The organism is Paraburkholderia sp., assembly GCF_026225065.1.
Taxonomy (GTDB): Bacteria; Pseudomonadota; Gammaproteobacteria; order Burkholderiales; family Burkholderiaceae; genus Paraburkholderia.
Map to the genome: position 1 here is coordinate 20,022 of NZ_JAMFSB010000369.1, position 13,188 is coordinate 33,209.

Sequence of the window (13,188 nt, forward strand, 5' to 3'; positions counted from 1 at the left end):
CTATGGAAAGCGGGCTGGAACGCCTGTTACTCTACTTCCGGCAGCGCGAAACGCTGCCCGGCGGCAAGCGTCGAGCCGGCGAGAAATTCGCGCACCGGCAGGCGCTTGCCGCCCGGCTTCTGCAGTTGCGTGACGCACAGCGCGCCCACGCCGCAAGCCACGAGCACACCTTCCGGCGAGACATCGAGGATCGTGCCCGGCTCCGCATTGCTTTGGGCCTGAGCAGGTGCGGCGGCCCAGATCTTCAGCGAAGTGTTGTCGAGCGTCGCCACGCCTCCCGGAAACGGATCGAACGCGCGCACCTGACGAGCCAGCACGGCAGCGGGACGCCGCCAATCGAGCGCGGCTTCGTGCTTGGCGATTTTCTCGGCGTAGGTGAAGCCTTCCTCAGGCTGCGGTGTGGCTACGAGCTTGCCGCTGCGTTCGAGTTCGGCCAGTGCCTCGACGACTAGCCGTGCCCCCGCTTCCGCCAGACGGTCGTGCAGCGTGGCGGTGGTGTCGTCGTCGTGAATCGGCGTGCGGACTTCGGAGATCATCGCACCGGTGTCGAGACCCACGTCCATCTGCATCAAGGTGATGCCGGTTTCGGTGTCGCCCGCTTCGATGGCGCGGTGGATCGGCGCGGCGCCACGCCAGCGCGGCAGCAACGATGCGTGAATATTGATGCAACCGTGCGGTGCGATGTCCAGCACTTCCTGCGGCAATATCAGGCCGTACGCCGCAACCACCATCACGTCATGCGGGGTGGCGCGCAGCAGGTCGATCGCAGCTGCGGCTTCGGCTGGGTATTTGCCGTTCCTGCGCAGCGAGGGCGGTTGCGCAACGCTCAGGCCGTGCTCCTCGGCGTAACGCTTGACCGCGCTGGCCTGCAGTTTCATGCCGCGACCAGCCGGCCGATCGGGCTGCGTCAGCACGAGCGGAACCGGAAAACCGGCTTCGTGGATAGCGGCCAGTGCCGCCGCAGAGAACTCCGGCGTGCCGGCAAAGATGACGCGCAACGAATGACTCATGTACGGGGGAGGTAGTCGGAATGGACGCGCATTACATTGCGTGTGCGAGCTTCTTCATCTTGCCCTTGATGCGAGTCTGTTTAAGTGGCGACAGATACTCGACGAACACGCGACCCATCAGGTGATCCATTTCGTGCTGGATACACACCGCGAGCAATCCTTCGCAGTCCAGCTCATATGTCTCGCCCTTCTCGTTGAGCGCACGCACGCGCACTTTCTCAGCACGTTCGACGTTGTCGTAGATCCCGGGCACTGACAGACAACCCTCTTCGTTGATCTTCTTCTCGTCGCTCGACCAGATGATCTCGGGGTTGATGAAGACATGCAGTTCGTCGTGCGTGTCCGACACGTCGATCACGACAACGCGCTCGTGCACGTCCACCTGAGTGGCTGCAAGCCCGACGCCGGGTGCCGTGTACATCGTCTCGGCCATATCTGCGACCAGTTTGCGGATGCGTTCGTTGACCGCTTCGACTGGTTTGGCGATCTTGTGCAGGCGCTTGTCCGGGTAATTGATGATGTTCAGTAAAGCCATGATCTTGAAGTTAATTTTAGGCGCCGCCGATGGGCGGAAAGGTCAAACACTCGCGTCACTGGCCATTCGGCTAGCTTGTGGGAGCGTCGCGTTACGCAGAGGATAGGTGGTGTCGAACCGGTTCGATTCAACGCGCCAGACTTTGCGCAAACGACGAGCCCGCGCGGGTGGGCGCGGCGCTGCAGTGATTTCGGATGATGAAAATTTTAGCATGGCGCCCGGCTGCCCGCTGGCCGTGCTCAAGGATGGATAAGCAATGCAGACTCTCCCTGCAACTGATAACGAAGTTGCCGCGTGGCTGCGCCTCTCGATGGCGCCGGGTTTGCGACCCGGCGCGCTGCGCGCCATGTTGAACGCTTTCGGCCTGCCGGCCGCGATACTCGAGCAGCCGTTTGCGCTCCTCGCGGCCGCCACCGACGAGGCCTCCGCCCGTGCAGCGCTCGCGCCGCCGGGCGCCGATTTCACGTGTTATCTGGACGCGGTGCTCACCTGGCGCGACCTGCCCGGCAATGCCATCGTGACGCTCGACGACCCGGCTTACCCGCCTGCCCTGTTGACGATGCCCGATCCTCCCGCGCTGCTATGTATAAAAGGCAGGCTCGATCTGTTGCACGCCAAGGGCGTCGCAGTGGTCGGCAGCCGCAGTGCCACGCCGCAGGGCGTCGAGGACGCCGAGCGGTTCGCTCGCGCACTCTCGGAAGCCGGGCTGGCGGTTGTGTCGGGGCTTGCACTCGGCATCGACGGGGCGGCGCATCGTGGCGCGCTGAGCGGTCGCGGCAGCACGATCGCGGTAATCGGCACCGGCGCCGACCTCGTCTATCCGGCCGCGCATCAACTGCTCGCACGGCAGATCGCGGCCGAGGGAGCCATCGTCTCGGAATGGCCGCTCGGCACACCTGCACGCGCCGCCAACTTCCCGCAGCGCAACCGGCTGATCGCAGGGCTGGTCGGTGGCGTGCTGATCGTCGAGGCCGCGATGCACTCCGGGTCACTCATCACCGCGCGCCTCGACAACGAAATGGGGCGCGACGTGTTCGCGCTGCCCGGCTCGATTCACGCGCCACTGTCGCGCGGATGCCACAGAATGCTGAAACAGGGCGCGAAACTGGTCGAGACGCCGGCGGAGATACTCGAAGAGCTTGGGTTCGTCGCCCCACCGCCATCTAAAGGCGATTTCACCGCCTTGTTTGAGGGTGGGAGGCCGTCACGGCAGACACCCACGCCGAAACCCACCGCGAGCGCGACTGACGCGTCAGAGCTCGCTCCAGAGGCGCAAAAGCTGCTCGCTGCGCTCGGTTACGCCCCGGCAACGCTTGAAATTCTTGCCACCCGCACCGACATGCAGGAAGCAACATTACAAAGCACCCTGCTGCAGCTCGAGTTGGCCGGCCATCTGACGGTTTTACCAGGCAGCCAGTTCGCCCGGGCGAGCCACGGCTGAGCGCAGGGTTAATCGCGGCAGAGTACGCGCCATGCTACATTCGCGCCAAAGCACCTGACACCAGTACGCAAGGAACCGACATGCCCGCGCTGAACCTCGACACCGACCTGGACCGGATCGCCGAGCGCGTCAATGACCACGAGACACTGTTCGTGGCGTGCCTGTGCGCGGAGTGGTGCGGAACCTGCCGGGATTACCGCGACGCGTTCGATCGGTTGGCGGACAAGCATCCGGAAATCTGTTTCGCGTGGATTGATATCGAAACCCACGCCGATCGCTTCGACGACCTGGACGTAGAAAATTTTCCTACGATTCTGATAGAGGACGGCATCACTACGCGGTTTTTCGGCACCGTGCTGCCCCAGGCGGCCATCGTCGACCGGATGCTGGCCGATCTGACCGCGTTGCCCGGCGTGACCGGCGCGCCGAAGTTGAGGCCGGCCCTGGCCGTGGCCTGAACGGCGCATTTTGACCCGCAGTCTTATGGCACGGGCGTTGCGAACAGTCTGCACTGCGTCCGCCGCCGCTTGCTCAATAGATAGACACGCAATTATGATGGGCCGCTTTTTAAGGCACTTGACACGCCCCTTTCACGGCGTGTGCTATAAAGCGGTCGTTAATGGGTCGCAAACCTAGGGGTCGTAAGCCCAAGGCCTAAACCCGATCTACCAACTCATACCCAGTCATGTCCAAAGCACTGATCATCGCCGAAAAGCCTTCCGTCGCGAATGACATCGCGCGGGCTTTGGGCGGTTTTACCAAGCATGACGAATACTACGAAAGTGACGATTACGTCCTTTCCTCGGCAGTCGGCCACTTGCTCGAAATCGCCGCGCCCGAAGAATATGAAGTCAAGCGCGGCAAGTGGAGTTTCGCCAATCTGCCCGTCATCCCCCCGCATTTCGACCTGAATCCGATTGCAAAAAGCGAATCGCGGCTCAAGGTGCTGACCAAGCTGCTCAAGCGCAAGGACGTCGAGCATCTGATCAACGCATGTGACGCGGGGCGCGAAGGTGAGCTGATTTTCCGCCTGATCGCACAGCACGCCAAAGCCAAACAGCCGGTCCAGCGTCTGTGGCTGCAATCGATGACCCCCGCGGCCATTCGCGACGGTTTTGCCCGTCTGCGCAGCGACGAAGAAATGCAGCCGCTCGCCGACGCCGCACGCTGCCGCTCAGAGGCGGACTGGCTGGTCGGCATCAACGGCACCCGCGCCATGACGGCGTTCAACAGCAAGGGTGGCGGCTTCTTCCTGACCACGGTCGGGCGGGTGCAGACGCCGACGCTGTCGATCGTGGTCGAGCGCGAAGAAAAGATTCGCCGCTTCGTGCCGCGCGACTATTGGGAAGTGAAAGCGGACTTCGTCTGCGCGGCGGGCTTCTACGAAGGCCGCTGGTTCGACCCGAAATTCAAGCGCGACGAATTCGACCCGGAAAAGCGCGACTCGCGTCTGTGGGCGCTGCCCGCCGCCGAGACGATTGTCGCGGCGTGTCGCGGCCAGATCGGCACTGTCACGGAAGAATCCAAGCCGACCACGCAACTGTCGCCAGCGCTGTTCGACCTGACGAGCTTGCAGCGTGAGGCAAACGGCCGGTTTGGCTTCTCGGCGAAGAACACGCTGGGTCTGGCTCAGGCGCTGTACGAACGGCACAAGGTGCTCACGTACCCGCGTACCGATGCCCGCGCGCTGCCCGAAGACTATATGGAAACGGTCACGCAGACGCTTGGCATGCTCAAGGAAAGCAACAACTACCTGCCGTTCGCCAAGCAGGTGTTGGACAAGGGCTGGGTGAAGCCGAACAAGCGCATCTTCGATAATTCGAAGATCAGCGACCACTTCGCAATCATCCCCACCCTGCAAGCGCCCAAGAACCTGTCCGAACCCGAGCAGAAGCTTTACGACCTCGTCGTGAAGCGCTTCCTGTCCGTGTTCTTCCCGGCCGCCGAATTCAAGGTGACGACGCGGATCACGGAAGTGGTCGGCCATCACTTCAAGACAGAAGGCAAGGTGCTGGTCGAACCGGGCTGGCTGCAGGTCTATGGCCGCGAAATCAGCGGTGAAGACGCCAACCTCGTGCCGGTCCAGAAGGACGAGAAGGTCAAGACCGACAAGATCGCCGCGCTGCAACTGGTGACCAAACCACCGGCTCGCTATAACGAAGCGACCTTGCTGTCGGCCATGGAAGGCGCGGGCAAGCTGGTGGAGGACGACGAACTGCGCGAGGCGATGGCCGCCAAGGGCCTCGGTACGCCAGCCACGCGCGCGGCGATCATCGAAGGTCTGCTCGGCGAAAAGTATCTGATTCGCGAAGGCCGCGACCTGATCCCCACCGCCAAGGCATTCCAGCTGATGACGCTGCTGCGTGGGCTCGGCGTCAAGGAACTGACCGCGCCTGAGCTGACCGGCGAGTGGGAGTACAAGCTCTCGCAGATGGAGCGCGGCAACCTGCATCGCGACGCGTTCATGCAGGAAATCGCCCGCATGACGCAGACCATCGTCAAGCGTGCGAAGGAATACGACTCGGATACGATCCCCGGCGACTACGCGACGCTGCAAACGCCGTGTCCGAATTGCGGCGGTCAGGTGAAGGAAAACTACCGGCGCTTTGCGTGCTCGAAGTGCGAGTTCTCGATTTCGAAGATTCCGGGTGGGCGGCAATTTGAAATTCCGGAAGTCGAAGAACTGCTGCAGAACAAGACCATCGGGCCGCTGTCGGGCTTCCGCAGCAAGATGGGCCGACCGTTCTCGGCGATCCTCAAGCTCTCGCTCGACGACGAGATCAAGAACTACAAGCTCGAGTTCGACTTCGGTCAGGATTCCGGCGGCGAAGACGGTGAGGTCCCCGACTTCTCCGACCAGCAACCGGTAGGCGCATGTCCGAAGTGCAAGGCGCATGTGTTCGAGCACGGCATGAGCTACGTCTGCGAGAACTCGGTCGCCAATCCGAAGACTTGCGACTTCCGCTCGGGCAAGGTGATTCTCCAGCAGGAGATCACGCGCGAGCAGATGGGCAAGCTGCTGGCAGAAGGCCGCACCGATCTGCTGACGAACTTCAAGTCGTCTCGCACCGGCCGCAACTTCAAGGCGTTCCTCGTCAAGCAGAGCGACGGCAAGATCGGCTTCGAGTTCGAGAAGAAAGAGCCGTCGGCGAAAACGGCTGCCAAGACTGCAGCGGCTGCTGCCGCTAAGGCAGCAGCCGGTACCGCGACGGAAACGGACGACGACGTAGTGGTGGCCGAGAAGGCTGCGCCGGCAAAGAAGGTCGCAGTGAAGAAAGCGCCGGCTACGAAAACGGCCGCGGCCAAGAAAGCACCTGCAAAGAAGGCTCCGGCGCGCAAGACTGGTTCGTAAGCGTTACTTGAGCACGGAGCAAGCACAACTGCACGCACGGCCCGAAACTGCGGTGAAGTCAGTGACGTAAGTCACCGCGCAGAAACTAAAAAGGCACAGTCTCCGTAGGAGGCCGTGCCTTTTTGTTACCTACCAAATCATCTCAGAGCGACGACAGCACCGCCGGCCGAGCCCGCGGCGAAGACGGCGTCTTGGACGGCAGCTTCGGCGAAATCTCGCTATCCAGCAAACGCGACAACGGCTCAGCACCGTCGAACGCTTCCGGCGGCATCATCTCCGAGTCCACGCCGGAAACCGAGACCGGCCATCCTTGACCGTCCTTGATCCACTGCTCACCGAGCAGGCTGTTCGGCGTCTGGCTGAAGTGCTCGACCAGATGGTCGATGAACGTACGCACCTTGGCCGGCAAGTGGCGGCGGCTTGGGTATGCAATGTTGATCTCGACCTGCGGCAAGCGGTATTCGCCCAACAGACGCACCAGACGGCCACGCGTCATGTCACGGCCAATCAGGTAGCTAGGCAAAATCGCAATGCCCATGCCGAGCAGCGAGAACTGACGCAGCATTTCCGTGTTGTTGGCGACGATCACGTTCGTCGGACGCACCCGTACTTCGCCATCCGGACCGGTAAAGACCCGCTCATCGCCCCAATACTCGGACGGCAACGACAGGCACGGATGCTCCAGCAGATGCTCAGGACGCGTCGGCGTGCCGTGCTTCTCAAGGTAAGCGGGCGTTGCGCACACGGTCATGCAACCCGTGGTCAGACGCCGCGTGACGATGCTCGCGCTGCGCATCTGCCGCGCGATCACCACGCCCACGTCGAAACCTTCTTCAACCAGATCGACCTGACGGTCGACCAGCGTGACATCGGGAATCACTTTCGGATAGCGCTCGGCGTAGGTCTGCAACACGGGCGCCAGGTTATGCAGCCCGAACACCACGGGCGCGACGATGCGCAAGCTCCCGACCGGTTCGTGATTGCGCGCCACCACCATCTGCTCCACATCTTCCAGTTCGTCGAGAATCTGGCGCGCGCGCTCCAGGTACACCTGTCCCGACTCGGTCAGCGAGAGGCTGCGGGTTGTACGATTGAGCAGACGCGTACCGAGTCGGCCTTCGAGATCGGCTACGTGGCGAGTGGCCACGGCGTTGGAAATATCCATTGCGCTGGCTGCGCGGGCAAAACTGCCGAGATCCGCCACCCTGACGAAAACTCGCATTGATTGCAAATGATCCATAAGACAACTCCTGCCGTGTTGCAGCTTCCTGACCAAACCAATGTGAGCAGTGAAGCGAACTGGGAATGCTCTTACGACTCCTGAAATCGTGGAGAAGTTGCTCAAGAACGGGGTTTTTTATTAGGTTTCATATCACCGTACTCCTCAGCGTAGTCGATGCGCATCGATTGTTCCTCTTGACGAAACAATATGCTGCGGTGCATTCAGGACTATGTTTATTGCCGGAACAGCGAAAGCTCCGCGATAACCTGTCTGAAGTAGGTTGAAATTGGGGCCTCAGCGGTAGAAAACAAAAAAACCGCCCGGAGGCGGTCTCAATTTAGGAGTGAGCACTCACATTTTTAAGCGGTCAATCGTTCCTCAAGCGCCGTTTTGGTGTCGCGCAGTGCTGCCGGCAAATTTTGCTGCAGTGTGTCAAAGAGTTCTGCGTGCAAGGCGAGCTCTGCGCGCCACGCCGCGTCGTCGACCGAGATCACCTGTTCGAACTGTGCCTTGGTGAAATCGAGACCGCGCCAGTCGATGTCCTCGTAGTGCGGTGAGACCCCGAACGCGTGCTCTTCGCCTTCCGCTGCCCCTTCGATCCGGCCAACCATCCAGCTCAACACGCGCATGTTCTCGCCGAAGCCCGGCCAGACGAACTTGCCGTCCGCGCCTTTGCGGAACCAGTTCACGCAGAAGATTTTCGGCAGCTTCGCGTTCAGTTGCTCGAGCCGCTCGCCGGTTTCCAGCCAGTGCGCGAAATAGTCGCCCATGTTGTAACCGCAGAACGGCAGCATCGCGAACGGGTCACGCCGCACGACGCCCTGCTGTCCCGCAGCCGCGGCGGTAGTTTCCGAGCCCATGGTGGCCGCCATATAGACGCCTTCGACCCAGTTGCGCGCCTCGGTGACGAGCGGGACAGTGGTTGAGCGCCGTCCACCGAAAATGAACGCGTCGATTGGGACGCCGGCCGGGTTTTCCCAATCCGCATCGATCGACGGGCATTGCGACGCGGGCGCAGTGAAGCGCGCGTTCGGATGCGCCACCTTGCGCCCGGTCTCCTCCCCGATAGCCGGCGTCCAGTCCTTACCCTGCCAATCCGTCAGATGCGCGGGCGCCTCGTCGCTCATGCCCTCCCACCAGACATCGCCATCGTATGTCAGCGCTACGTTGGTGAAGATGACGTTTTCCTTCAGCGTCGCCATCGCGTTGAAGTTTGTTTTCTCGCTGGTGCCCGGCGCGACGCCGAAATAGCCGGCTTCAGGATTGATTGCGTAGAGGCGACCGTCTTTGCCCGGCTTGATCCATGCAATGTCGTCGCCGATGGTCGAGATTTTCCAGCCGTTCAGACCTGCCGGCGGAATCAGCATCGCGAAGTTGGTCTTGCCGCAGGCGGACGGAAACGCTGCCGCCACGTGGTGCTTGCGCCCTTCCGGCGAGGTCACGCCGAGAATCAGCATGTGCTCGGCGAGCCAGCCTTCGGCGCGGCCCATCGTCGAGGCGATGCGCAGTGCGAAGCACTTTTTCCCAAGCAGCGCGTTGCCGCCGTAGCCCGAGCCGTAGCTCCAGATCTCACGCTGTTCGGGGAAATGGACGATGTATTTGGTGTCGTTGCACGGCCAAGGCACATCCTGCGCGCCCGCAGCGAGCGGTGCGCCCACCGAATGAACGCACGGCACGAAATCGCCGTCGGTGCCGAGCACGTCGTACACCTTGCGGCCCATGCGCGTCATGATGCGCATATTGGTGACCACATAAGGGCTGTCGCTCAGTTCGACGCCAACATGGGCGATCGGCGAGCCCAGCGGGCCCATCGAAAACGGCACCACGTACATCGTTCGGCCGCGCATCGAGCCGTCGAACAGGCCGTCGAGCGTCGAGCGCATCTCCGCCGGCGCGATCCAGTTGTTCGTGGGGCCAGCATCTTCGCGACGCTGCGAGCAGATGAAGGTCCGGTCCTCGACACGCGCGACGTCCGACGGATCGGACCACGCGAGATAGGAATTCGGACGTTTGGCGGGATTGAGCTTTCTGAGCGTGCCGGCCGCGACCATCTGCGCACACAGACGCTCGTATTCTTCGTGCGAGCCGTCGCACCAGACGATCTGGTCTGGTTTGGTCAGCGCCGCGACGCGCTCCACCCAGTCGATCAGTTTGCGGTTTTTGACCCAGACAGGCGCCTCAATGGCCGGGAGTCCTGCAAAAGCGGAATGATTCATCGAGCTGTCTCCGTTTCGTTTGTAAGCAAAAAGAAAAACGGTCCAAGCCCAACGACGCTGCGTGCGAGAGGCGTCAATCCAGTCGCGCCGGCTAATCGGCGCACGATTGTGCAGGTCGTGATAGGCCATGCAGCCTGTTGCGCAGCGCCGTCTGCAAGCAGCCCTCTGCAACCGTCTGTAAAGCGGCTTGCATCGACACGCAACAAACTGTTAAAAACGATGTCAATCTGCCTTTGCGTGGTAATGCCATCTTCGCGGCACTTTCTACGATAAGGCATCCATCCAAACCAGCGTGTGACCTACCTCACATGGTGGGACAGCCAGCTTAACACTCCGTTCCGCACCGTCATGGTGCGTCGCAAAACACCAAGACTATGAAGATTGCCATCCTCGACGATTACCAGGACGCCGTCCGCAAGCTCGACTGCTTCCAATTGCTCGCAGACCATGACGTCAAAGTGTTCAACAACACAGTGCGCGGTCTCGGGCAACTGGCCAGCCGTCTGTCGGAAGTCGATGCGCTGGTGCTGATCCGCGAACGCACCCGCATCAACTCGCAACTGCTGGACAAACTCCCGCATCTGCGCATGATCAGCCAGACCGGCAAGGTATCGAGCCATGTCGATCTGGCCGCCTGTACCGAGCGCGGCATCGCCGTGCTGGAAGGCAGCGGCTCGCCAATCGCGCCGGCCGAGCTGACGTGGGCTCTCATCATGGCTGCCCAGCGACGCATCCCACAATACGTGGCAAACCTTAAGCAAGGGGCTTGGCAGCAGTCGGGGCTGAATACTTCGGCGCTGCCGCCGAACTTTGGTCTGGGCCAAGTTCTGCGTGGTCAGACCCTCGGGATCTGGGGTTACGGCAAAATCGGTCGTCTGATTGCGGGGTATGGCAAGGCGTTCGGCATGAACGTTCTGGTCTGGGGGCGCGGCAGCACGCTCGAAGCGGCGCGTGCCGATGGTTACGGTGTTGCCGAAAGCCGCGAGGCGCTGTTCGAACAGAGCGATGTGCTTTCGTTGCATCTGCGCCTGCACGACGACACGCGCGGCATCGTCAAGCAGGAAGACCTGCTGCGGATGAAGCCGACCGCACTGCTTGTGAATACGAGCCGGGCCGAACTGCTGGAAGAGAATGCGCTGGTCAATGCGCTAGCGCGAAACCGGCCCGGGATGGTCGCGATCGACGTCTATGAAAGCGAGCCGATTCTGCAGGGCTACAGCCTGCTGCGGATGGAAAACGTGATCTGCACGCCGCACATCGGGTACGTCGAGCGTGAGAGCTACGAGTTGTATTTCAGCGCGGCGTTCCAGAATATTCTGGCGTTCGACGCAGGCGATATGTCGAGTGTGGCGAATCCTGAGGCGTTGCAGGGCGGGCGCCGGCGGTAAGGACAGAGGGCGGCGGCCTTTGCGTGTTTTGGTCCTTGCCGCCAAACAACCTCCCGTTGCCGGCTTTGCCGTCAGGTCAATCGTATAGCGCGGCTTCAAGCAACTGCGGCATGTGCTCGAGGAACTGCTCACCGTCCGCGCGGCCGAGGTTGTACGCGTGCTGCATCTGGGACGGGCTCGTGTAATCCCAACTGGAGATGGGCACTTTGCGCGACGGCTGCACATACAGCCGCTGCTGCGCACCGTGCGGCACGACGAACATCTGGGGTCGGGGATAGAGGCGCGTGACCATCACGAGCACGTTGCCCGGCGTGTCATCGAGCGCGCCGACCGGCACGTTGTCGACCATCCCGCCATCGAGGACCGGCCGGCCGTTGCGCCGCAGGACCGGCGTGAAGGGCGGCGTCGAAGACGATTGCAGGATCAGATCCGCGAGATCCTCAACACTTGCGCAATCCTGCGCCCGCACGAATTCCGGGTGGAAACCTAGCGTCTGACCGAGCGTGGGATGCAGCGTCTTGCGGACATATTTCTCGATGTTGTACGCGATCAAGCCCGCAGCGACCGCAGTGCGTGCGCCGAGCCAACGCGGCAGATGCGACACGCCGATGCGGATTTCAGGCGCCTGCGCGAGTGACGCAAACTTTTCGCCGTAGATGTCGAGGAGTGCCTTGCGGTAGATCCGATAGTGAGGAAACACTGACTCGCGACGTAGCAGATTGCCCCAGTAGGCATTCCGGGTATTGTGGCGCAGTGCGTCTTCGTAGTAGCGCATGACCCAGTCGGAATCGCGCGTGTAGAGCATGCATGCCGTGGCCGCGCCCGCCGAGATCCCCGTGATCACGCGCGGCCGGATCTTCAGTTCCGGCTGCACGATGTCCCAGAATCCCGCCTGCCACCAGCAGCGATTGCCACCGCCCGCGAATACGACCTGATCGAACATTGCTTCGTTTTCCCCTGGAATCTGACGCGCGGCGTTTAGGAGAGCAGCGCGTAGGTGGTGGTGGCGTGGACCGCCATCTTGCCGTCCTCGTCGAATAGTTCGACTTCGCCGAACACGAGGTTGCGGCCCATCCGTAGCACGCGCGCGGTGATCAACACGTCACCCTTGCGCACTGCGCGCATGAAGCTGATGTTCAGCGAGACGGTGGTCATTGGTTTGAAGCCGTCGAGGGCGGCGGAAATAGCGACGATCATCGCCGTATCGGCCGCCGCCATGAAGACCTGGCCGCAGATCACGCCGCCGGAGTGGCGCAGCTCGCCAGAAAACGGCAAGCGCATCGTCGCACTCTCCTCGTCGACCTTCACGGGGGTCAGGGCAAGCGTGCGCACCCACGGCGCCAGCACGCGGTCGAATAGCTCTGCTATCGCTTTGTCATCCATCGCTTGTCCCCGTTGAACCGCGTGAGGCGTCGCGCGGCATGGTCTGGCAACATAATACCGGGACGGTAGAAAGTGCGCGTTTTTGGAATCTGACGGGCCCGGCGCTTAAGCAAACGACCGGTGTCACGAATTTTTTTAAGAAATCTGCTAAAGGGGTCTTGGCAACTTAAAAAAAGTCCTTCATAATTCGCAGTCTGTTGGGGGCGTTAGCTCAGTTGGTAGAGCAGCGGACTCTTAATCCGTAGGTCGAGTGTTCGAGTCACTCACGCCCCACCAAGAAATTCCAGCAAAAAGCCCGGTCCTCGTGACCGGGCTTTTTGCTTTCTGGGATTCGTGTAGGCACTGCGTATCCACATCCCTCGGGCGCAACTTCACGACAACGTGCTCCAAGGCAATCTACTACAGGCTTGTTGCTGACAGCCTTCCGCCTCACCTAAAACCCTCCTCATCCAATCTTCGCCAAAGCGCGGCGTCCCGATCGGATTAGCTCGTCCCGCCCCAATTCCCCTTGCATCTTCCCAAAATACTGTATAAATTCACAGTGTGTATGTTCATACAGGGGTAGAGCAATGAACCAGCTTATCCGCATCCTGAACGACGACGACCGCGAGACACTCGCCTGGCTGTGCAAGCATGCCGGC

At 61.5% G+C, this 13,188-nt stretch carries 10 protein-coding genes and 1 tRNA gene; 5 read left to right on the plus strand and 6 right to left on the minus strand.

All coding sequences use genetic code 11. From position 1 onward, the window contains the following. Window positions 1-26 precede the first annotated feature (26 nt). Window positions 27-1,010, minus strand: coding sequence for a methionyl-tRNA formyltransferase (fmt, locus tag M0954_RS25885; RefSeq protein ID WP_297356282.1), 984 nt, complete (start codon window positions 1,008-1,010; stop codon window positions 27-29). Window positions 1,011-1,041: 31 nt separating this feature from the next. Continuing rightward, on the minus strand, window positions 1,042-1,545 hold the full coding sequence (gene def, locus M0954_RS25890) for a peptide deformylase (RefSeq protein ID WP_122153067.1): 504 nt from the start codon (window positions 1,543-1,545) through the stop codon (window positions 1,042-1,044). Window positions 1,546-1,801: 256 nt separating this feature from the next. On the opposite strand from def, the gene dprA reads away from it, so the two are divergent. The 3 genes from dprA (at window position 1,802) to M0954_RS25905 (ending at window position 6,338) form a co-directional block, all read left to right on the plus strand. Further along, on the plus strand, window positions 1,802-2,986 hold the full coding sequence (dprA, locus tag M0954_RS25895; RefSeq protein WP_297356284.1) for a DNA-processing protein DprA: 1,185 nt from the start codon (window positions 1,802-1,804) through the stop codon (window positions 2,984-2,986). Between the two features lie 80 nt (window positions 2,987-3,066). Further along, window positions 3,067-3,444, plus strand: coding sequence for a thioredoxin family protein (locus M0954_RS25900; RefSeq protein ID WP_122153065.1), 378 nt, complete (start codon window positions 3,067-3,069; stop codon window positions 3,442-3,444). A 227-nt stretch (window positions 3,445-3,671) separates the two neighbouring features. Next, window positions 3,672-6,338 carry a DNA topoisomerase III gene (locus tag M0954_RS25905; RefSeq protein WP_297356286.1) on the plus strand — a complete coding sequence of 889 codons (2,667 nt, stop codon included), beginning with the start codon at window positions 3,672-3,674 and terminating at the stop codon, window positions 6,336-6,338. Window positions 6,339-6,480: 142 nt separating this feature from the next. Here M0954_RS25905 and M0954_RS25910 read toward each other — a convergent pair whose 3' ends face one another. Together M0954_RS25910 and M0954_RS25915 are read right to left on the minus strand one after the other, a co-directional pair. Next, entirely contained in the window at window positions 6,481-7,578 is a 1,098-nt protein-coding gene (locus M0954_RS25910) for a LysR family transcriptional regulator (RefSeq protein WP_297356288.1), read from the minus strand. Between the two features lie 341 nt (window positions 7,579-7,919). Further along, window positions 7,920-9,776, minus strand: coding sequence for a phosphoenolpyruvate carboxykinase (GTP) (locus M0954_RS25915; protein WP_297356290.1), 1,857 nt, complete (start codon window positions 9,774-9,776; stop codon window positions 7,920-7,922). Window positions 9,777-10,150: 374 nt separating this feature from the next. Between M0954_RS25915 and M0954_RS25920 the strand changes: the two genes are divergently transcribed. Continuing rightward, window positions 10,151-11,164 carry a D-2-hydroxyacid dehydrogenase family protein gene (locus M0954_RS25920; protein ID WP_297356292.1) on the plus strand — a complete coding sequence of 338 codons (1,014 nt, stop codon included), beginning with the start codon at window positions 10,151-10,153 and terminating at the stop codon, window positions 11,162-11,164. Window positions 11,165-11,240: 76 nt separating this feature from the next. Here the strand turns inward: M0954_RS25920 and M0954_RS25925 are convergent, their stop codons facing one another. Continuing rightward, window positions 11,241-12,107, minus strand: a complete 867-nt coding sequence (locus M0954_RS25925; RefSeq protein WP_122153060.1) for a patatin-like phospholipase family protein — start codon at window positions 12,105-12,107, stop codon at window positions 11,241-11,243. 35 nt (window positions 12,108-12,142) lie between these two features. Continuing rightward, window positions 12,143-12,547 (minus strand): PaaI family thioesterase, encoded by a 405-nt coding sequence (locus tag M0954_RS25930; RefSeq protein WP_122153059.1) that lies wholly within the window; start codon window positions 12,545-12,547, stop codon window positions 12,143-12,145. A 200-nt stretch (window positions 12,548-12,747) separates the two neighbouring features. On the opposite strand from M0954_RS25930, the gene M0954_RS25935 reads away from it, so the two are divergent. Continuing rightward, a tRNA-Lys gene (locus M0954_RS25935) sits at window positions 12,748-12,823 on the plus strand. The last annotated feature ends 365 nt before the right edge of the window (window positions 12,824-13,188 follow it).